Source organism: Psychrobacter vallis (assembly GCF_904846715.1).
Classification (GTDB): Bacteria; Pseudomonadota; Gammaproteobacteria; order Pseudomonadales; family Moraxellaceae; genus Psychrobacter; species Psychrobacter vallis.
The window spans coordinates 17,049-40,171 of sequence record NZ_CAJHBU010000014.1; the positions used below are offsets into that span (position 1 = coordinate 17,049).

The 23,123-nt window shown below is 45.9% G+C and carries 11 protein-coding genes; 8 read left to right on the forward strand and 3 right to left on the reverse strand.

The window, feature by feature from the left end:
- The first annotated feature begins 22 nt into the window (after positions 1–22).
- From JMY02_RS09550 to JMY02_RS09560, 3 genes are read left to right on the forward strand one after another with little or no spacing between them, the layout of a single operon-like run.
- Entirely contained in the window at positions 23–7,783 is a 7,761-nt protein-coding gene (locus JMY02_RS09550; RefSeq protein ID WP_201597550.1) for a HEAT repeat domain-containing protein, read from the forward strand.
- On the forward strand, positions 7,773–9,959 hold the full coding sequence (locus JMY02_RS09555) for a hypothetical protein (protein WP_201597551.1): 2,187 nt from the start codon (positions 7,773–7,775) through the stop codon (positions 9,957–9,959). The genes JMY02_RS09550 and JMY02_RS09555 overlap by 11 nt, the downstream gene beginning before the upstream one ends.
- A 3-nt stretch (positions 9,960–9,962) precedes the next feature.
- Positions 9,963–11,405, forward strand: a complete 1,443-nt coding sequence (locus tag JMY02_RS09560; RefSeq protein ID WP_201597552.1) for a reverse transcriptase family protein — start codon at positions 9,963–9,965, stop codon at positions 11,403–11,405.
- A gap of 69 nt (positions 11,406–11,474) precedes the next feature.
- On the opposite strand, the gene JMY02_RS09565 is transcribed toward JMY02_RS09560, so the two are convergent.
- Positions 11,475–12,113 carry a GDSL-type esterase/lipase family protein gene (locus JMY02_RS09565; RefSeq protein WP_201597553.1) on the reverse strand — a complete coding sequence of 213 codons (639 nt, stop codon included), beginning with the start codon at positions 12,111–12,113 and terminating at the stop codon, positions 11,475–11,477.
- Between the two features lie 222 nt (positions 12,114–12,335).
- On the opposite strand from JMY02_RS09565, the gene JMY02_RS13825 reads away from it, so the two are divergent.
- The 3 genes from JMY02_RS13825 (at position 12,336) to JMY02_RS09580 (ending at position 16,446) form a co-directional block, all read left to right on the forward strand.
- Positions 12,336–14,711, forward strand: a complete 2,376-nt coding sequence (locus JMY02_RS13825) for a circularly permuted type 2 ATP-grasp protein (protein ID WP_201597555.1) — start codon at positions 12,336–12,338, stop codon at positions 14,709–14,711.
- A 167-nt stretch (positions 14,712–14,878) separates the two neighbouring features.
- A complete protein-coding gene (locus tag JMY02_RS09575; protein ID WP_201597557.1) occupies positions 14,879–15,664 on the forward strand; it encodes a transglutaminase family protein in 786 nt (261 codons plus the stop codon).
- Positions 15,665–15,705: 41 nt separating this feature from the next.
- A complete protein-coding gene (locus tag JMY02_RS09580; RefSeq protein ID WP_201597558.1) occupies positions 15,706–16,446 on the forward strand; it encodes a peptidase in 741 nt (246 codons plus the stop codon).
- 32 nt (positions 16,447–16,478) lie between these two features.
- On the opposite strand, the gene JMY02_RS09585 is transcribed toward JMY02_RS09580, so the two are convergent.
- Complete coding sequence (locus JMY02_RS09585) at positions 16,479–19,046, reverse strand: excinuclease ABC subunit UvrA (protein ID WP_201597559.1); 2,568 nt, start codon at positions 19,044–19,046, stop codon at positions 16,479–16,481.
- Positions 19,047–19,244: 198 nt separating this feature from the next.
- Here JMY02_RS09585 and JMY02_RS09590 point away from each other — a divergent pair, with 198 nt between their 5' ends.
- Complete coding sequence (locus JMY02_RS09590; RefSeq protein WP_201597561.1) at positions 19,245–21,641, forward strand: WG repeat-containing protein; 2,397 nt, start codon at positions 19,245–19,247, stop codon at positions 21,639–21,641.
- Between the two features lie 67 nt (positions 21,642–21,708).
- On the opposite strand, the gene JMY02_RS09595 is transcribed toward JMY02_RS09590, so the two are convergent.
- Entirely contained in the window at positions 21,709–22,953 is a 1,245-nt protein-coding gene (locus JMY02_RS09595) for a DUF819 family protein (protein ID WP_201597562.1), read from the reverse strand.
- On the opposite strand from JMY02_RS09595, the gene JMY02_RS09600 reads away from it, so the two are divergent.
- Positions 22,928–23,116, forward strand: a complete 189-nt coding sequence (locus JMY02_RS09600; protein WP_201597563.1) for a hypothetical protein — start codon at positions 22,928–22,930, stop codon at positions 23,114–23,116. The two genes, JMY02_RS09595 and JMY02_RS09600, sit on opposite strands and share 26 nt — an antisense overlap.
- Positions 23,117–23,123 lie beyond the last annotated feature (7 nt).

Here is a 23,123-nt window from a genome sequence, read left to right on the forward strand (position 1 = left end):
CCATTTCAACTGAGATCAGATCATGAACACAACCACATTGCCCTATTGGGGTCATATCATAGGCTTAGTTAGCAGACCGCCTACAACTGGAAACACGCCGCAAAAAACTGCAAAATCAGCAGCGCGAACAGGATCGCATGGCCGTAGTTTGTTTATCACCCGCCAGCCATTAGGCACTGACGGTAATAAGGTTATTAATAATGCAGTCTTGTATCGACTCGATACTATGGGTGAACAAGTAAGCTTATCAACAACAGCTTTACCTTGTGCGATGGATGCCATTATTACTACTGCCAATGACAGTATCATCATGCTCGGCTGTAACGGTCATTTATATCAGACTGACTGGCAGGCAGAGGTTATCGATCAAATCAGTACTGAGTCGTTATTCACGGCTATTACTGATACGGCAAATAATACCAAAGACGCAGCGTCTGCATATTTGCCAGCAGATAGAGCCCCACAAGCCATTGCTATGCGCACGCTGCATCAGGCTATCGTCGTGCTATATCCTCACCATATTGTCATTTGTCCTTTTTTTAGCGATTCCTCTTCGACATTGTCAGCGCAAGTAGGAGCGACAGGCGCAGAGGTTCTTGTACAGACTTATTCTGACAATCAGCGCCAACGCGCCACCGCCCTTGCTACCTCAAGTGATGGTAAATGGTTGGTGGTAGGAGATGATCTGGGTATCGTCAGCAGTTATCAATGGATAAATAGCGATGACAATACGAATACCAACGCTCAGTTGATACAAAGTAGCAGTAAGCCCTTACACCAAGGCCGCGTCAATGCCTTATGCTTTGAGCCTATCGGTCATTATTTCTTTTCGGCAGGTACAGACAAGCATCTTTATCGCACCCATGTACAAGGGGAGCTACAGGCGATAGATAGAGCCAAGTCCAGCCATCATGGTCAAATGATCACCGCGCTTTGTGTTTCAGATACACGCTTATTTAGTAGTGCAGATGATGGCAGTATTAAGTCATGGGCATTTGAGAAAGGTCAGCCAAGCACTTGCAAGGAAGACATTGGTAAAACGCAGCGACTGGCATATACAAGCTATGCAGAAAAACCTGCGCTACTTGCCGTTGGCACTGACCAAAGTTTGCGTTTTTTACCCATTGATGAAGAGCAAAACGGTAAGCTGCTGACGGTCGCCCATGTCATTAAAGACGGTTATCATCGCATTCAGCAGCTACTAACCGACAGCAGCAATAATAGTGAAGCGGCATTTTTAGACGGTATCGCACTGCTTGAATCACAAGTCGATCATCAGACCCTCAAGCTGATTGAACGCATTTTGGCCGATCGCGGCAATGGCTTGAGCGCCAGCCGTGCATTACAGCTGGTGCAATGGCTGGCAGGTACAGAACTTGCGGCGCGTTTACCGATACTTGAGGAACAACTCGGTTCAGCACGCAGCAGCAGTGTCCGTCTTGCTGCATTTGATGGGTTAGCAGCGGCTACCGCTGATACCAGTAACTTGCACGCCTTGCCAGCCTATTTAGAGTATGCCCTTAGTCGCACTAATGAAGATGTCATTAGTGCAGCGCTACAAGGCTATCTAAAAATTGCCATTAGTGACGTGGACAGACAGCGCCGTGTTTTACCGATTTTGCAGGGTGCGTTGTCGCACTCTATGCTGCCCATTCGCCGCCAAGCCTTAGCAGCACTTGAGTATTTACTACCAGACGCCAGCCCAAAAGCGGATTTTATGGCTTTGGACAGCCGTTATCCTGATACCATTCAGACAGGACTGATTCGGCTATATCAGCGTGGCTTATTAGACCACCCAGAAGTGGCTCGCCAGTTGATGTTGTTACAAGGTCATCATCAAGCTGACGTTAGACAAACTGCCTTTTATGCCGCTTTACTGGCGCAGCCTGAGCTTATTACTGCCTTAAAGCACCAAGCTAATGCCCAAAATGATACACAACTGCTGCGCACCCTAACTGACTTTGATGATTTTCGCTTATTGCGTGGTACGGTCTTTGATAACTTAAAAATTGATAAGCGTACGACAGATCATCATGAGCTATTAAATACCAAGATAGGTACACGTCTTGAGCATCGAAACAACACCCAAAATACGGATAATATCAACGTCACTGAAAGCATCACTGAAAATGCACTTAATAGCCAAGCTGTTAGCCTTGCTCTAAGTACGCAAGATTTTGTCACGCAAACAGAGCAAACACCTGCGAAAAAAGGAAAAGGAGCATCAAAAAATACACCTAACGCGGCCGTATTGACACGTCCCATACTCAGCAACTCCTACCTTGAGCCACTGTTACAAAATCTGAGCAACCGCCACGACGACATCAGTTTTCGCGCCGCCTATGCACTCGCCTGTTTACAGGATCAACGCGCATTTGGCACCTTAATACGTTTTATGCATCATGATAATGATGCGTTCATTCGTACAGGGGTCGCGGCAGCGCTCGGCCATCTACAGATCGCCGACGGTCAAGCCATTTTGCCTACCTTGCTTGATGATAAAGATGCTGGCGTACGTCAAGTAGCCATGAGTGCCTTGGGCAAGTTGGTGAATGATGACTTATCTTGGGTGGCGTTTGGTTTTGCTTCAGCCCATCAAGACATTCATGAGCGCGCGCTTGCGATATTGCTAACGCAAGTACTCAATAACGAAAAGACGGCCGTTGACTCACCTAGCATGAGCGCGATATTAGAGCAGGCACTGAATAATCCCTTTACCAGCATTCGTCTCGAGGTGGTTAAAGTACTGCTGAATCGCGCACTTGAACGCGCCTCCAAAACCGCCATCATCAGTATAATTGAACAGCTACAGCACAGTCTGTTTGAGGACGTGCATCAAGTAGCACTAGAAGAATGGCAACGGTTGCTATTACAAAATCCATCAAAAACGGGTGAGAATCCAAATGATGTAGACATTAATCAATCCGTACTAACCTTACTGCTTGCAGATACCTTTGCCAATATTCGTAAGCAAGCCTTTGATACCGCGCTTAAAAACAGCAAGCGATTGGGATTCACCAACCTGCTACTGACCGCGCTTGCCAGCCCTCATCTCGATACCAAACGCTTGGCGCTCAATCATTTACAAGCCAAAGCCAGTAAACAGCAGCTACGTGCGCTAATGCCTGCCTTAATGGCGTTATTGGCAGACGATAGTATAGATTTGCGCCAACAGGCATTAGAGGTCGCTTTAACCCTAACCGACAGCGGTGTATTATCCAATCACAGCCCAGATGATGCTGCAAATGACAATAATATCAGTTTGGTCGATTATGAGGCGTTACTTAACGCAGGATTAAACAGCCCCTACCCTGATATTCAGCTGACCGTTGCCAAATTGCTGGCAAGTCAAGCCAGTAGCTACCCCGAGCCCATAAAAGCACAGTACGAAGCAAAAGCTTATGACGTGTTTACACAATATCTAAATAAAGAGATGCCTATATCCACGGGCAAACATAAAAACAATGACGATTACCAGCAGTGGCATCAGCATATCACCGATGCATTGACTGGACTGGCTGCACTTTCTAACCCAAAAAACCATAATGCCTTAGACTGGTATGCGCGCTACCTGCACCATCCGGATGCCGATTTTAGCTCACTTGCGCCCAAGCTTATGTACATTACCACGGCACAAGATGCCGAGTTACTGGCCACATGGCAAAAAGATGAACGTCCCCTCGTACGTCAATCTGCCAGTTTGGCCTTGGCGGTTTGGGGCGATGGTCGCGGGCAGCACTTTTTTAGTAATGCCTCTAGCAATGGTGCGCGTACCAATGACAGTCATAATGATAGTCTACGCTATCTTGTCGAGCCGATGAGTCCTATTCAGTGGTTGCAAGCACGCTCGGGTTTGGGTATTACTCAAGCTCAGCAATTGCGTGTATTATTTGACAACCAGTCTTACGCGCCCGCCGCCAGATTATTGCTGATATTTGATGCCCTAGCAGCGCCGCTTACCCGACCCGAGCGCTTAATTGAAGCGCTTAGCTTTGCAGATAATGATACCGCCGTTGTGTATGCGCATATCTTGGCGCGCTTTGGTCTACCTTTGATGTCCAATTGGCAATATCTCAGTGAGCACCTTACTTTAAAGATTGGCCATATTTTATCTACGCACCCAACCGTTTTGACGATGCTATCAGAGACCAGCGGTACAAACGTGCATAACACTATTGACGCGCGTGCCAGCATACTCAGTACTGTGGATATCAAACAATTACAGCACTTTGCATATTTGACTCAGCACGAGCAACCTTTGATACGCGCGCAAGCGGTGCAGGTGTTATGCCATTTATCGCATCTATTGACGCTGCGACCTTATGACCACGAGGCACAGGTGCTTACCTCCTTACAAACGTGGCAGCGCAGCATTAATGCCTTACTCCAGCGTCATCACTGCCCAAAGCATATCGATGATCTTGACCAAATGAGTGCGAGCAACACGGCTACTGGCTATGATTATCAGACACTGGCTTTTGGTGCATGGCTTGGTGTCATTCGTGAAAGCGAGGATAATCACAGCAGCACAGAGCAAGCCATTCGCGGGCTAATGTGGCTTACTACGCAGCCTTTAGTATCAAATACCGTATCAGCCAGCATATCAGTTAATGACTATCAAGCTACAGCGATGGATTGGGCAGACAGTATCAGTCGTGTGCTGTTGCCGCTATTGCACCGCCCTCATATCGAGACACGCGAGCTGGTTTGGAACTGCTTGTCTCAGCTGCCCATATCCGCATCAAGACTGGCAGAACATGCGATGAGCGCGCCTTATCGCGATATGGTCAAGCGCGGTTTGCACTGTCTGATTGGGAGCTTAGAGACTGAATCGACCGTGACAGACAGTAAAGATGACGCCAGCAATCAACAACTGAGCAATTTGCTAACCACCAATCATCAGCTATTGGCAGAAGAAACTTACCAGCTACTAAAAGATCGTCTAGGTCACTTGCCAGCCAGTTTAATGGCGCTGCAGACCGAGAGCCTACCACTGTTGCGGCAACTGGTCAGTGAATGGCGACAGGTCACAACACGCACCACTAACAACGCTGCAATAGCAGCCAACGCCTCTGAGCAAATATTATCAGAGCAAGCACTGCGCCAAGACAAGCTGACCTTTTTATTACAAGCGCGCCATTGTCATGATTGGCAAACACGCTATCAAACCTTTGTGCAGCTCATCGATTTTGATGAGGTATTGTTTGCCGATACAAGGTTTAGCGATACTCTGCTGATTGACGATTTATTTGTCTTTTTGGTGGACAGTACGAGCAAGCATGAGCAAGCTCAAGTACTCTCTCTCATCACTCAAGCATTGCAATCTTATCAGCGCATTCGAGCGGCGCAGATTGAAGGTTTTGATAAAGATGCTATCGAGCAAGTCGCTCAGACCGCTTACCATCAGCTGCTTGCTTTACTGGACAACTCATCAATCAGGCTACCAAACGCAGATATATACAGGCATATTGCCGCGCTTCGCGATACGAATTTGGCCGCGCCACTACGACAACGCTTGCAACAGTTGTTTGAGCATCCAGAGCGCGACGCATCTCAAGAGCGCCAGCAGTTATTTGACACATTAGTGATGATAAGCGGCTACGATCAATCCATTGACGATTATCTGGGTGAGCATAAAGACGTACGCTGGCTGCAACACCAACACCCACGAGACCTTGAGGCGCTACTATCTTTATTTATTCTATTGCTTCGCTATGCCGACTACGCACATGCCGCCCAGCTGTTCAGATCATTGGCTTGGATGCCTGCCGTGTGCACGGCAGATGATGCGGCAGATAGGAATAATATCGCAGCGCGTATTGATAATGCTTTGGCACTATCTTATGACCAGCTACCCGCTAAATATATTAAAAATCTGATCAAAGCCGTGTCTTACCGTGCTAAAAAACGGGGAAATGACGCAAGTATACTGAAAAACATACTCAAAAAAGCGCTGTCACACATCGATGCGCAAGTACCGTTTTTGGCGGCAGAAGGCTTGGCACACTGCGGCAATAGCGAAGGTTTGAGCACCTTAATGGCCAGTATTGACTACCATACCGATGGTAGTGTTCGCCGCCGTAGCGTACTTGCCATTGGCGAGATGATGCGCGTTAAGCCGGTAGACATGCCAGCACAGTCGCCTTTAAGCCAAACGACTGAGACGACAGCTGCGCTATATAAGGCTTATAATAAGTTGATCAAATTGGCAGAAGAGGATGAGCACTATTTGCAAGATGTGGCTTGTGAAGCCTTGGGGCATATCGCTCATGGTGGCCACTTTGAATACAGTGTGCAGATTTTTGCATTATTACAATCGCAGCTATCAGACCCTGAATTGCAGCCTTATAATCCTGCGATCAATCATTGGCTAAATGGGCTACGTTGGCTAAATACAGCCGCCGCTTGGGCAGAGATTCGTCGCTATATACAGCGTCAGTTGTCTGAGCAATTCCCGTTTGCACCGCAGCAACATGCCATCTCGCTACTAGCGCATCACGGCAGTGAGGCTAATAAGGCGTTACTGATAGATATTCTTAGCCAACACACCAATCATGAAGCGATACTGGAAGCGGCTTATACGGCCGCACAAAATCTGTGGGGTGACCGTACTGATCACATTTATCCATACGATTGGGCTGCAATACAAAACATCCATGAAGATTTTTCTGCCAGCTTAGCAACGCTTAGTGTAAAGCGTATTGTTATGTATAGCAGCATTGATACGCTTGCACCATTTATCACTCAGTATAGCCACCAACTGCCCACGCAGACGTGTATCACCCTACAAAATGCCTTACTGGCGAAACCTGAGATGAGTCCGTCACAATTGGGCAGTTTGATTGATAGCGCTGATGCGCAGATACAGCATTTGGGACTGCGCTATTTAACACAGTACCCTAGCCAGTATTTCGATACGCAGATGCAAGCCGCCTGCAAACGCTATCTGACAGCCGCACAGCACAAATGGCAATCCTTACTTGATACCGTCACCGCCCAATCAGCGATGATGAGTCATGATGCATGGCTAAATGATGTGCAGCAGGTGATGAACACTATCACCACGCTGTTATGGCTCATTTGCCGCTACACCGCACCCAGTGATTCAGTGTTTGAGTGGTTAGCGTCGCAGCTATCATCACCTGTCATCAGTAGCGTAACCACGCTTGCCACTGCGGTCAATCAGTATTGGCAGCAAGCCTTATTGGGGCTACTGGCACGGCAGGAGAAAGAAGATCATCTGCTGACTGAGCTGACGCCAATCCTGACGACCATAGCAAATGCCCAGATAGTTCAGCTGGCAGCAGACAATAGAGCCCTACTGTCTACCTTGCTTGAGCGCCTCAGTTTGCAAGGCGATCAATCGGTCAAAGCAAATGAAGCAAAAATGCTAGCTACCGGCACGCCTCAAACAAACCTAAATCAGCAGTTACTGGTATGGATAAAAGCAAAAGACGCCGCCGCGCTATATCACTGCGTGCAGGACAGCAATATTGAGACTTCTATACGCGTGCGCGCGATCGAAGCACTCGGACAGCTACACGATCCCAATATTGGCACGTGGCTTGAGTCTCTAATAACTTCACCTGCTAGTGCTGACCACCATACTGACGTTGAGCTGCAAAAATTGGCTTATAAAGTGTTGCGGCGCTGGCAACGGAGTATGGAACGTGCGCAACAAAAACGCCCGCAAACGCCTAATATAAAAATGCTAACGGCCGCTCATACAAAGCCGACAGCCAAGCAACAGAATCAGGTCGAAGGACATCATTATGACCAATAATCCCGTAGAAAACACAATCGCGCAAGATGCCTCAGCTATCAGTCAAGACGCCACGCCAGCAGACCATGTTAATAGTGCTAATAATGCTAATGGCATGATGATGCAGCTACAGTATGCCGCGCCCAGCCATGTGAGCTTATCTACCAATCAGCAATCTGACCACACCCAACATGTGGCGCTATTTACACAGATGCGCCGCGATGCGGTCAGCTTTCATGGCAGAGTCAAAGAGCCGCTTGTGTTTCGAGACAGCTTGCTTGCTTTATTTGACGTGGTCAGTAGCGATTACCGCTATGTACCAAAAGATCGCGCCGCTTATACGGTTTTTAGGCAAATGCGCCCTGCCAGTCGCAACAAAAATTTATTTTCTGCCCAGCGTGATTACTTTACATGGTTGTTTAATAACGATCCTCTCGCCTTCTGTATCCTTGACCCTATCATTCAAGTGCATCAAGAGGGTGTCAGCTTTGAGGTGTTTAGCCGTGATGAAGGCTGCTATGCGCAGTTGACCTTGCAGCGTGATTTGTTTGAAATGGACGCTGATACGGTGCTAGGTACCACCAGTATCGATTACAGCAGCGCTTTGTTTGATGGTATAGAGCAGATTCATGACCATCAGCAAACCACGTTAGACATTGGTCAAGAAGCGGTGCGTTTGCAACGCTCCGAACGCTCAGAGAAAGATGACATTGAGCCTGGAAACAAAGATGAAGTCATCGAAAAGCGCATCAATGTGCCCAAAAGCTGGGTACGGGCATTATTACAAGTGCAGTCGGCAGGTCAGCTGGCCAAAGAGCGTATTGATCTTGATCCTATTGCCTTGTACAACGTGTTGTTTGAACTGCGCATGCATGCCGATATCAAGGGCAAGCGCCGTGGCTTATTGATCGAGCTGATACCACAGCAACTGCCCGTGATGATTTTAGAGCCATTTGACATCGCTGTCACCAGCCAAGTGAGTCGCCAGCAAACCCCGTATCAAGGGCAAAAAGCCAAGCTCATTCGCTTGTGGGGTCGCCGGCGTTTGAGTTTGTTAAAGCGCTTGTTACCGCATACTGATACGGTCAGTGTGTCGTTGCTTGGACAAGGCATGCCAAGCTATTGGACGCTCACAGGTAAAGGGTTTCATTTTACCTTTGCCATGACAGGCTTTAGCCAAGCCAACTGGTCGCAGTCACTAAATTTTGATTTACTATTGCCCAAGCGCCCGCAACACAATGTACTTGATGGTGATTATAAAGAAAACAATGACGTATTACCGTTGATGCAAGCACTGGCCGAACAGCCAAGCGGTATTGATGCTTTGAGCGAGCGTTTAGGTACGCAAGACAACCCTATTACAGCCAGTCGCGTGCGCCAGCAGCTATTGTCAGGCGCGCAGCAAGGTTTGATTCGTTATGATATTGCCAATCAATCTTATTACTATCGTCCGCTGACGCAAACTCCGCTAGAGATGGCACAGTTTGCACATCATAACGAGGCAGAAAAACAGGCCTTTGACTTAGTGAGCCGCGAAGATAGCGTACAAAATCTAAGTGTGCAAACAGTGGTGACACAAGGCGTATCCATTAGCGCGGATATTCAGGTTAAAGAAGATCGCCGTACGTATCGCAGCCAGTTGCAACTGGGTGAAGATGGCTTGGTCAGTCGTGCCGAGTGCAGCTGTCCGCAGTACTTGCAGCATCGCCTCAGCCAAGGCGTATGCGCGCATCTGATTGCTTTACGCCTAAGTTATCATCAGTACGACCACACGCAAACAAACAGCTGGCATGACACGCGCACCCTCAGCAAACGTGTTCCCAAGCATCATCAAAAATCACAGAAAGCAGCACCATACCCAGCGCAAAACGTATTTAAGACGAAACAGCAATCAGCCAACAATGCTGCTCGATCAACACTGTCCGCCAATGACATATTGGATTTATCGGCTCTCGCGCAAGGCCTACCGTCAAATGACGCTCACGCAAAAAAAACGACGCACAATGATACCGTGACCACGATCAGCTATGTGCATCTGACTTGCAACCACAAAAAAGTGCTGATCGAGTATATTATGGATGATGACAGTACACGCCAGCAGTTCGTATTTAACCAACCTGCCCAAGCACACGCCGCGTTTTTACAACACATTGCCAGATTTGAAGCTCAAGGCTTTATCGAAAATAAAGGGGTATGATTTATGACCACAGTAAACAGTCAGCAAACCGACTATATCAGCCCCGCGCAGACGATGACGCCTGCTGAGCGCCAATGGCAACAACTTTGGCAAGATATTGAGGAAGCTGGCGGACGCTATCAATATATCCAGCAGCAAATGCTGCAACACGGGTTTATGGTCGAGCGTAAACCCATTGATAATATGACGGCAAAAGAGCGCGAACGTTATAAAAAGTCCCTCAAAAAAGAAGCCGCTGAAGAAAAAAATCTCAAAAAACAGGCATGGCAAGCTTACAAAGCGCAGCACATCGTTTATCTGGGTCGCCATATCTATTGGTCAGATGATACCAGCATGGACAAATGGGATGTCAAAGACGCTAGCAATCGACTCATTGAAAACAAACTGCCCCTCATCAATAAACATACTCAATTGGCAGAAGCCGTCAATCTGACTGTACCGCAGCTAAAAGGGCTTTGCTATCAAAGAGACGTGGCTACCAATATTCCCTACACGCATTTTACGATTAACAAACGTAACGGCACACCTCGGCATATATGGTCGCCTATTCCTCGTCTAAAATTTGTTCAGCGCTGGATTCTAGAATACATCTTAAATAACTTAATGACGCACGGCGCAGCTCACGGTTTTGTCCGCGGTAAATCCATTGTTACCAACGCAGCCGTGCACAGCAATAGTGCCCTATTAATCAAGCTTGATGTAAAAGATTTCTTCCCTAGTGTACATTGGCGACGCGTCAAAGGCGTGTTTCGTCACGCAGGCTACCCTGAGAAAATAGCCATTTTACTGGCTTTATTATGTACGGAATCACCAAGGCAGGTCGTTCAGCAAAATGGCACAACTTATTATGTCGCTCTTAGTGATAGAGCGTTACCGCAAGGCGCCCCTACCAGTCCGGCATTGACAAATATTGTGTGTTTGAACCTTGATCGTCGCCTAACAGGACTGGCAGATAAAGTTGGTCTGCGCTACAGTCGCTATGCAGATGATTTAACGTTTAGCTTACCTGCCAGCTCGACCAGCATTGAAAACAATGTTCAGGCTAATGTCCAGCCTGCTGATCACAACCAGTTGATTGGACAGCTACTGGGTTCCGTACAGAAGATTTTGCGTGAAGAAGGATTTACTTTAAACAATGATAAGACGCGTGTCATTCGTACTGGTAATCAGCACAATGTCACGGGCATGGTGGTCAATGGCGAAGGCGTACCAAGAGTACCGCGTCACATAAAGCGGATGCTACGTGCAGCGCTTCATAACCTAGCTTCAGGGCAGCCTTTACGTGATGGCGAAACGCTTGAAACTTTATCAGGATATGCTGCTTGGATCGCCTCAGCAGAGCAGGAACTGGGTCAAAACTACTTAGCGAAAATTGACACGCTGCGCGAGCAAGCCAAGGTAGTAGAGACTAAGAGCAGCACAGAAAGCACATCTTTGCTGAATTAATAATTTTATGGGCTGGTAATATCGGGCAGATAAAATGCTGTTTTACCTGCTCATATCTTTACTAAAACCTTATTGTGCCACGCCTTCATCTTGTAAATATTCATACAGACCTTCGGCAAACTGGCGATAGCCTGCCTGATTGGCATGAATTCGATCGGATTTTAGCGTGTCATCTGATAGCACCGCTGACCAACCGCCCGAGTATAAAGGCACATCTTGAGCACTGGCAATATCTTTGTACAATGGATTGTCACTTGCCTTACCGAACAAGGCACTGGTACTAAAGTATGGCTCTGCAATGAGGACAACGTCGATATTCGCAGACTTTAAAGTATCAATAGTGGCAGTAATATTGGCACGCGTCGTATCAGGCGGGAGACGCTGCAACACATCATTACCTCCAACGCCAAGCAGTACCAAATCAGGCGCTTTTTTTACAATCTCATCCACTCGAGCAAGCACATCTGCGGATGTGTCACCATTGACCCCTGCATTGATGACTCTCCATTTACTCAGTTCAGCCAGTACCATAGGATAAGCCGTTTCTAAGCTTGTACCATAACCATAAGTCAAGGAGTCCCCGAGTGCAACGACTATACTATCCTCTGGCAAAACCGCTTGTTGTGGCTCGCTACTACAGCCAGTCATACTGATAGTAGCTGCTAGTCCCACACTGGCCAGCGCTAAAAACCTCTCACCGAATTTCATGTTTACTCTTCTCCTATCACTTACATCAATTCAATTTATTGCATTTAAGTTAAGATTACCCAACAACCATTACTTAACTGTTGTTGTATGTTGTTTAGTATGCGTTGTATAGTTAATACAAGATATGGACTACCTGTTGATCGTAATACAAGTGCTAGCCTACTGAGCATAGACAGTGTGTTTGTCATAAATGATAACTTAACAAGGATATGTGAGGTATTTATGAATCAAAAGTCATCTCAAAGTCAATCACAGACTCAAAGCAAAGATGAAGGAAACACTAAAAACCAAAATCAGAGCCAGAGTCAACAACAAAGTCAATCCGTAAAAGAGCATGATGCTGATAGCAACAGCTCTACGGTAACGACTGCCAAAGAACCTTTGCCAAAGTCTGAAAAAAAGGCGAAAAGTTTCGATGAGCTGCAAATGGCTAAAGGTCAGTATCGGCCAGTTGCACAAGTGGTTGGTAACTGGCTTGATAATATCAACATGGACGCTCTGAACTACCTAAACGAACAAGCAGAAAACATTTTTTACCGCAAAGGCGTTACCTTTACGGTTTATAGCGATGCCAAAAATATCGAGCGTATGATCCCGTTTGATATCATCCCCCGCATTATCGCCGCAAGCGAATGGAAGCACATAGAAGCGGGTTGTAAACAGCGTATCACCGCCCTCAACGCTTTTTTGCATGACATCTATCATGATCAAGCCATCATGAAGGCCGATATCGTGCCTGCCAGCTACGTCTATGCCAGCGGCTGCTACGAGCCGTGGATGATGGGTATTGAGCTTGACAAGCCAATCTACTCGCATATCAGCGGTATCGATTTGATTCGAGATGAGACGGGCAAGTTTTGTGTTTTAGAAGACAATTTACGTACCCCATCAGGCGTCTCATACATGCTTGAGAGCCGTAATATATCAGAGACGCTATTGTCTGATATATTCGCTGACACGCCTATCATGGGCATTAGTGATTATCCCAACCGTCTCAAAGCCTGTCTTGCCAGCTCAACTTCCAAGTATGATCCGCAAGTCGTCATCTTGACCCCCGGACGCTTTAATAGCGCCTATTATGAGCATGCCTTTTTGGCGCATGAGATGAATGTGCCGCTGGTGCATGGTTATGACTTGGTCGTTGAAGACAGCAAAGTCTACATGCAAGGCATTCGCGGCAAAGTACAGGTCGATGTCATCTACCGCCGTATTGATGACCCTTATATTGACCCGCTGGCCTTTCAATCTGATTCGATATTGGGCGTGTCAGGACTCATGAGTGCCTACCGTGCAGGTAATGTGGTTATCGTTAATGCACCCGGCACTGGCGTCGCTGACGATAAGAGCCTATATCCTTTTGTGCCAGATATGATTAAGTTTTACTTAAATGAAGAGCCTATTTTACCCAATATCGAAACCTATCAATGCCGTAAGCCTGATGAGCTAAAATACGTACTTGATAATTTAGACAAACTGGTGGTGAAAGAGACCCAAGGTTCAGGCGGCTATGGAATGCTCATTGGCCCAACGTCGACCAAAAAAGAGATCGAAGAGTATCGCCTGCGCCTGCTTGAAAATCCAGCCGGTTTTATTGCCCAGCCGACCATTTCTCTATCCACCAACCCCACTGCCGTAAGCGACGGTATCGCACCAAGGCACATCGATTTGCGTCCTTTTATTCTTAGTCATGGCGATGGCTCAGTAGACATTGTACCCGGTGGTCTGACACGTGTAGCAATGGTTGAAGGTTCTTTGGTCGTCAACTCATCACAAGGTGGTGGTATTAAAGACACGTGGGTCGTCGATGACAGCCATTTACCGTCCTCTACCAAAAAACCCAATGGTAATGGTCATGCCGACAAGTGTACGCCTGCCTCATTAGAGTCCAATAGCTCAGCTCATACCAACTATTATAATCGTGTACAGCCTCTAGAAGCTGGCTATGAAATGCTAGATGATGCGCCAATGATACTGCTACTCTCCACCGCCAGTCACCTCATATGGCTAGGTCGATATAGCGAGCGCTTGTATTACTATGACGATGTCATGAAAAAACTCATCAAAGACGATCTCAAAAAATCACAAGTGAAGCATTTAATCAGCCACTTAGGTTTTGAGGTAGATGAAAATGAGTCGCTTAGAACCATGAAAACGCAAATGCTGTCTGATTTGGAAAAAAACATCATCCCAAACATCGTACAGTCGATTGATGACAATGTGCAGGAGGCCAAAGGCGTCATTGGCAAAGATACCGCTGAGTTATATAACTTGATCAAGCGGCTCTCAAGCGCAGGCACGTATCGGGCAGCGACTTTGCAGCTACATGCTTGTAATGCTGCTATGAAACAAGAACATCCGACGGTGACTGGGTTTTGGCAATTAGGTCGTCATTTTGAGCAGCTAGAGCGTGCGGTTTTGTTAGAAGAGGACTCAATAGAAATCAGTCTTGAATTTAAGTACTGGATCAATGAGTTACCGGAGAACACGCGCTGGCGTGAGCTGACGCGTCTGGCCAATCAGATGATCAGATCGAAGAAATTTAGTGATTTTGAGCTGATTAGTAAAGAGTTCAATATCATATTGCGTCAAGGTGTCTAGCCGCCAGCCAATAATATAGTCAATCCACTATAAAAGTATTACAGCGTTAACCTCGCTTGAAGTATTCAATATACATCTACACTCGGTTGCCTTGGCATACTTTCAAATTGAATTGACTATAGACGCTAATGAGACATACGAAATAAACAGCAAAATGGGAAGATATTATGAAACTTCAAATCAGCCATCAAACCAACTATTATTATGGCGAGCTTGCACAGCGTAGTGTCCAATACATACGCATGACGCCCATGCAGATGCCGCACCAAATCATTCATAAATGGGAAGTGATGCTCCCCAAAGTAGCCACCAATCAAAAGGACGGTTTTGGTAATGACTGGCTCACTCTCAGTCGTAACGAGGCTCATAACAATTTGCAAATGCAAGCGTCAGGCATCGTCGAGATCGATACAGAGACCACATGTGTAGAGGATATGCCTCATGTCCCCTATCTACTGTTTACCGTACAAACACCACTGACCAAGTGCTCACAAGAGATGCGTGAATTTGCTGCGCCTTATCTAAAAACCCCGAACCATGACAGCCTAAAAGCATTGGCCAATGCCCTCATCATGAAGATGCCTTTTGTAAAAAATGTGACGCATGTCGGTACAACCGCTGCAGAGTCTTTTGCGACAAGCGCAGGCGTGTGTCAAGACCATACGCATGTGTTTTTGAGTCTCTTACGAGATCAACAAATCCCAGCCCGTTATGTATCAGGCTATCTGTATGACGACACCGAAAATCACATGGCAAGTCACGCATGGGCGGAGGTATGGCTAGAGGGTTACTGGTATACTTTTGATATCTCAAATCAGCTGTTTCAACCAAACTCGCATGTCTACGTCGCTGTTGGTCGAGACTACTTAGATACCGCTCCTGTGCGCGGCGTCAGAATGGGCGGCGGCTACGAAAATCTTTACAGTCAAGTACTGGTCACAAGACTATCATAGCATCCACTAATTTTATTACGTTTATTCACTAAAGAGATTTTATGACTTATTGTGCTGCTATTCGTCTAAAAGACGGTATGGTCTTTGCTAGCGATACCCGTACCAATGCAGGTGTTGATCACATATCGACATTCAGAAAACTGTATCAATATGGCATTGAAGGCGAGCGGTTTATGGTGCTACAGACAGCTGGTAGCTTAGCGACATCGCAAGCGGTATTCAACAAACTACAAAACGACATTGATCAGCGCCTTGAGAGTAATCTCAATACGGTAACGACGTTATTTGACGCCGCGCAGATGGTTGGTGAATGTATGCGCGAAAAAATGAACCATGCAAAAAAAGTCGCTAATGCTAGTATCGATGGCGCATTTACCAGCTCATTTATGCTCGGCGGTCAAATTAAAGGCCAGCCACCTGAGCTATATAGGATCTATCCTGAAGGCAACTGTATCAAAGCCACTGAAGATACGCCATTTTTTCAATTAGGTGAGAGCAAATACGGCAAGCCTATTTTGGATCGTTCTGTCAGCTATGACACGGATGTGAGACACGCCGCTCGTGCGTTAATGCTATCCTTTGACTCAACGATTCACTCAAACTTATCAGTAGGAATGCCGATAGATTTTGTGCTTTATAACAATGATAGTCTAACCCTGCCCAAAGGCCGCCGTATCGATGAGCATGATGCGTACTTTAATACCATTCGTCATCAGTGGTCAGAGGCACTACGTCGCACTTTAATTGAGTTACCTAAGTGCCCTGACGACTACTGGGAATAACCGCCTTTTGTAATATAAAGCTTTGGGTGTGCCTAGTCTGAAAGCGGTCGTGACGCCAATAGAAATGGTGCAGTACGACTGTCTTTTGATTGGGCGACGATATCGGGTGTACCTTGAGCGACAATCAAGCCGCCCGCATCCCCTGCTCCTGGCCCAATATCGATAATCCAATCGCTGTTACTGGCCACTTGCATATCGTGCTCAACCATAATGACGGTGTTGCCAGCATCGACCAATCCATTTAATTGTGCCATCAGCATGGTGACATCGGCAGGATGTAGACCCGTGGTTGGCTCATCCAATATATAAAGCGTGTCGCCGCGTTGTATACGTTGTAGCTCAGTTGCCAGCTTGATACGCTGCGCTTCACCGCCTGAAAGCTCGGTGGCGGGCTGACCCAAACGTAAATAACCCAGCCCAACTTGTAGCAAAGCCTCTAAGGCGCGCAAAATCGGCGCTTCATCAATAAAGAACGCATGAGCCGCTTCGACCGTCAAATCCAGCACTTCGGCAATGTTTTTGTCTCGATAAGTAATGGCCAATGTTTCCTCATCATAGCGCTGACCATGACAAACCTGACAGGGCGCATAGACACTCGGCAAAAACAACAACTCAACACTCACAAACCCCAAGCCTTCACAATTTGGGCAACGTCCCTTTGGCGTATTAAATGAAAACCGACCCGCATCAAAACCCTGTTCTTTTGCTTGTTTGGTTGCCGCAAACCGCTTACGCACCTCATCAAACAATCCTGTATACGTTGCCAGATTGGATCGCGGCGTCCGCCCGATTGCTTTTTGATTGATATTAATAAGGCGGCGTACGTGTTCCATACCAGCAATGATTTCACCGTTCGTTACGGATTCAAGCTCTTGTTCAAGCAGATCCGCCTCACCTACGGGCACGTCCGCAATCGTTTGCTTCCCTAAGGTCTCATTGATAAGCTCTACCAACGCCTGACTGACGAGACTCGATTTTCCTGAACCTGAGACACCAGTGACACTCGTCATAACCCCAAGCGGAAACGCCACGTCTAGGCCTGTTATATTGTTTCGCTCAATATTGGCAAGCTTAAGCCATGCGCTTGGCTGTCTTATGATGGGTTTTTCTTGAGAGTTAGCAGTAGTATCGGCAAAGAGATATTTGCCCGTATGCGACTGCGCGACATCACGCAACCCCTCCACAGGTCCACTATAGACAATCTCACCGCCATGCGTGCCAGCCTGTGGCCCAACATCTACCACCCAATCAGCATGCCTAATCACGCTAACGTCATGCTCAACCACAAACACGGAGTTACCAGCCGCGATTAACTCATCCAAAGCACCTAGTAGGGCTTGAGTGTCTGCCGGATGCAGACCTGCCGATGGTTCGTCAAGGACATAAACCACGCCAAAAAGCTGCGAGCGAATCTGGGTTGCTAGCCGCAGACGCTGTAGCTCACCTGGCGACAACGTCGGTGTCGTCCGCTCAAGTGACAGATAACCCAAGCCAAGCCTAGTCAACGCGTCCACACGGGAGAGAATATCACTGGCAATACGCTGAGCAACGATCGCTTTTTCACGGTTTGGTATGTCATCGGTTAGCTTGGTATGAGCAGTTTTCTCAAGTTTGAGCGCCAGCTCCGTGAGGGTCAGCTGTGACAGCTCGCCGATATCCAAGCCGGAAAATTTGACCGACAGTGATTCTCTTTTTAACTTCTTACCATGGCACTCTGGACACTCAGATATCTGCATAAACTGTGAGACGCGTTTTTTGGTGCGCGGGCTTTGGGTAGTGGCAAAAGAATGCAAAATGAAGTTTTTGGCACTGGTAAACGTGCCCATATAGTTCGGCTTCTCGTCTTTCTCGATTGCCTCGCGCGTTTGCTCAATATTGTATTGAGGATAGACTGGCACCGTGGGTGTCTCATCAGTGAACAAAATCCAGTCGCGGGTTTTCTTCGGTAGTGTGTGCCAAGGCTTGTCAATATCATGGCCCAGCGTGGTTAATATACGGCTAAGATTTTGACCTTGCCACGCAGGCGGCCATGCGGCAATCGCACGCTCACGAATGCTTTTGGTGTTGTCTGGCACCAGCAACGCTTCTGTCACCTCAAACACGCGGCCAATGCCCGAGCACCTCGGACAAGCGCCATCGGGCGTATTGGGCGAAAACGCATCAGCATACAACATTTCTTGATCTGCTGGATACTCTCCTGCTCGTGAGTACAACATCCGTAAACCATTGGATATCGTAGTCACACTGCCCACCGATGAGCGTACTGAGGGTGTACCCCGCTGCTGCTGTAAAGCAACTGCTGGCGGCAATCCTTCTATCGTATCGACGTCTGGCTCGTCGACCTGATCAATCAGTCTTCTTGCATAAGGTGACACGGAGTCAAGATAGCGGCGTTGTGATTCGGCAAACAACGTCCCAAATGCCAATGAGGATTTGCCTGAACCTGATATACCTGTGAAGACCACTAACGCATTGCGCGGTAAATCAACATCAATGTTCTTTAGGTTATGAACGCGCGCGCCCCTAACCTGAATATTGTTGTTATTGTTAAGATAGCTTTTACGCTTATTCGGAGTGTTTTTATTATTTGTATTAGCCATAAAGTTATGAGTCCTTTTAAATCACTGTTTAAAGGGTAACACGTACTCATCAAAGGCTAAGGCTAGGCTTACGTATTAGTAGTACAGAGAGACAAAAAGATAACTTTATTAAATCTCCATAAATCAATTATAGCGCTTGCCAAACGGTCTGTTTATAAGGTAAATTCCGCTCTTCAAAGTCAACTAAATTTGGTTAATATGTCAATCATCCTTGTTAGAGCAAACACAGTAAAATTACTCATGCTTAAAGTATGCAAACTGAGTTTATCTATATCCATAGCACTAACAGCCCTCTCCGCTGTCTCTATCACTACGATACACAGCGCCCATGCGAGCACATGCAGCTGTAATCAAGGCAAACTGTATTCTATCGACATTGATGAGCTAAACGGTATCCATCCGCACCAATTGACGTTGAAATCCAATGAGGCTTACTATCAGCTTGTCGATGCGAAAGGTCAGGTTATACAAGACAAACTATACGATATTAGTGCTTATGAAGACGGCCGTATTGTCGCTAAGCGCAATGGTCACTTTGGCGCTATTGATACAACTGGTAAAGTTGCTGTAGATTTTAAATACGATGCGATTGACGTATTGAACAATGGGTTTTACCACTTAACGCAGTATTTCGGCAGCAAAAAAGCCACAGCCATTGCAACCAGCACAGGCAGCTGGCTGTATCCTGCCAACAATACATTTGAAAAAAACACTCAAGTGGATTACTTATATGCTGATGACGTCAATCAGATAACTTATTTCACGGTTCTAAAAAATGGCAAGCATGGCCTCATTAATGATAAAAACCAAACTTTGATTGCGCCTATATACGATGAATTAGCATTATTAGATACGTGCCCAAATGAACGTTTGTTTATGAAGGCTGTTTCAGGTGATAAAGTAGGTTTGATTGACCAATATCAAAAAGTCGTGGTGCCTTTTGCTAAAAATATAAACATCGAAAATTTTAATGAAGACAAGCAAATATTCAGTGTGAAGTCTTATGTTCTTAGGAACAATGAGAATTCTATTCATACAAATAATGAGACCATTAGTTCAGAAACATTAATAAACGGAAAAGGCGTTTCTATAATAAAAGCTGACGCCAGTATTAAACCTTTAAATAGCAATTTATATGAGTATAAAAAGTCCAATAAGTACGGCATTATTAATAGTAACGGCGTCATAGTATTACCAGCGAACTTTGACTACTTATATAGCCAGAATGACGCCTCGATTTTGGCCGCCCAAAACCAAAAGATAGGTATCGTTACCAAGGAAAGTAATAATAGACTTGCAGTTAACAAGTTCTACGATAGTCTTGAGCCAACTTACGATAGTACCTACACTTTAAGTGAGATAGAAAATCAATCGTTGAAACATGAGGAATATGATGATGAGCAGGTCAGCGATAGCGATGATAAAACTATTGATGAATCTACGAGTGCTGTAGAAGTAGAAATCATGGAGGAAACTGATAATACGCTTGAAGCGATAACATACAACCCACCTACTACCTCATATATTGCTCAAATAAATCACAAGCTTGGATTAGTCGATAGCAATAACAAAGTAGTAATACCAATTATTTATGATGAAATGGGTTCCTTTGAACACTTTATTAGAGTAAAAAAAGATAATAAATATGGTTTAATCACTGAAAAAAATGACATCATAAAACCACTGATATACGACGATATTATGTCACTAAACGGTTTACATGGTGACAGTATTGGTATGGTCTTTACCAAGGATCACCAGCAACACCTAGCCAATAAATTTGGTAGTACCCTGACTAAATTTTCTGACTATCGTTTTATAAATGATAAGCTTTATGGCTTAGACAATATGACTGTCATTGAAAAAGACGGCAAATATGGTCTGTTTAATATCACAGGTAAAAAAGTCATCATCCCACCTATATACGAAGATATGTCTGAAAGTATTTACAACAATAGTATACTGGCGCAGTTGGATGGCAAAAAACTATTGATAGACACCTCAGGTAAGATGCTGATTAACAATTTGTCTCAATATACTGAAATCAACCGCTCATCCGATAGCGATCAAATAACCGTTAAAACAAAAGACGATAAATATGGCGTGATTGACTATAAAGGTAAAACTATTATACCAGCAGACTATGACTCCCTAGAATTACAATCACTAACAAATAACTATGGTGACGTATGGGATGAAAGTGATAGCAAACTCGCTGTAACGCTCTATATCGTGGAGAAAAATGGAAAGTACGGTGCTTTTAATAGGGATGGAGGTGTTGTAGCACCGCTAGAATATACTCATATACAGTCTATTGCTTATCCAGCCTACTTGCTCGTTACTAAAGATAAGATCACTGAAGATAATATTGACACTACTGGGGTCGTCAATTTCGGCTTAATGAGCCCAGCAGGAAAGCTGGTACTGGAAATGAAATATGATGCAATAGTGTCCAATTATTATGATCCTGAAGGCAAAATATACGCCATCCATACCGAGAGAGACACGGTTGAAATTTATGATAAAACCTTAAAATTTTTAGAAACTCAGAACTTAACATCGTTTGCAGCCAATAATGAGTGGTATGACCAATAAAACAGATAAAACGGCGGTCAATATCAATCATCATTGACCGCCTTATTGCCACGTTTTAAAACAGGATTTACCCCACCACCAACCGCATCAGTTGGGTACTGATATAACCGCCAAACGTCCCCACCGCATAACCCAAAATTCCCAAAAATACGCCTACTGGCGCAAGCGACGGATGAAATGCCGTCGCAACAATTGGGGCTGATGATGCGCCGCCCGTATTGGCATTAGAGCCAACTGCCAAAAAGAAAAATGGCGCACGGATGAGTCTAGCGACAGCAAAAATGATGATGACATGGATACTCATCCATAAGAAGCCGATTAGCAATAATCGCCACTGTGAGACAATACCAGCCAAATTGATCTGCATACCGATGGCCGCAATCAATACAAATATAAACACCGTACCAATTTTAGAAGCGCCCGCATGATCGAGCCTGCGGACTTTGGTAAATGAGAACCCAACACCAATTAAGGTGATAATGACCACCATCCAAAAAAACGCACTGGCAAAGCTGTATTGTACTGCCCATTTATACGGTGCAAAAAATCCTGCAATTTGCTCGCCTAGAAAGTGTGCAACACCTACCATGGCAAAGCACAACCCAAACATCACCATCAAATCATTTAAGGTGGCAGGACGAGCATGGTCACGCTCATAACTCTCGACCGCTTTAACAACTTTATCGATGCTACTGGTATCTGCCTTTAGGAAGCGGTCTATTTTATCGCTGTGTTTGGCCATAACCAAGATTGCTAGTAACCACAGTGAGGCGTTGGTGGTATCCACCAAAATCATCATTCCAAATAAGTCATCGCTGACCCCGAACAACTCCTTCATTGCTGCTTGGTTGGCCGCGCCGCCGATCCAACTCCCCGCCACCGCCGAAAACCCGCGCCATAACGTATCATCGGTAAACATCGAAGGCGACACCCACTTAGCGATTCCCAAGCTTATTGGACCGCTGATGATAATGGCGATACTTGCCGCAAAAAACATGGCAATCGCTTTCCAGCCTAAGCCCAGTATCTTAGGAACATCCATCGATAAAGTCATCAATAGCAAACTTGCTGGCAATAAATAGGTTGCGGTAAAGCCATAAATTTGTGAGCCAACGCCATCGGCGAACACCCCTAAACTATTGAGCGTCGCTGGTATAAAGCAGCACAGCACAATACCCGGTAATACTGCATAAAATCGTTGCCAGAACTTACTGGGCAACCCTTGGGTATAAAAAACCAAACCGATGATGGCCATAATAATACCAAACGCTAATGGTAGACTATCAATGGCTAAATGTGAGGCAACAGGCATCAAGGCGCTCCAAGAGATACAACTGGCAAAAGTGGATCAGTATAGACAAGGCGAAAAAGACGTGCAAGCCACTATCTTGTACTCGCCACTCAAGACAGCCATGCATATAAAGCAAGCAAACGCAAAAAAGCCAGATAACAAGTATCTGGCTTTTTTGTACTAGGTTATAT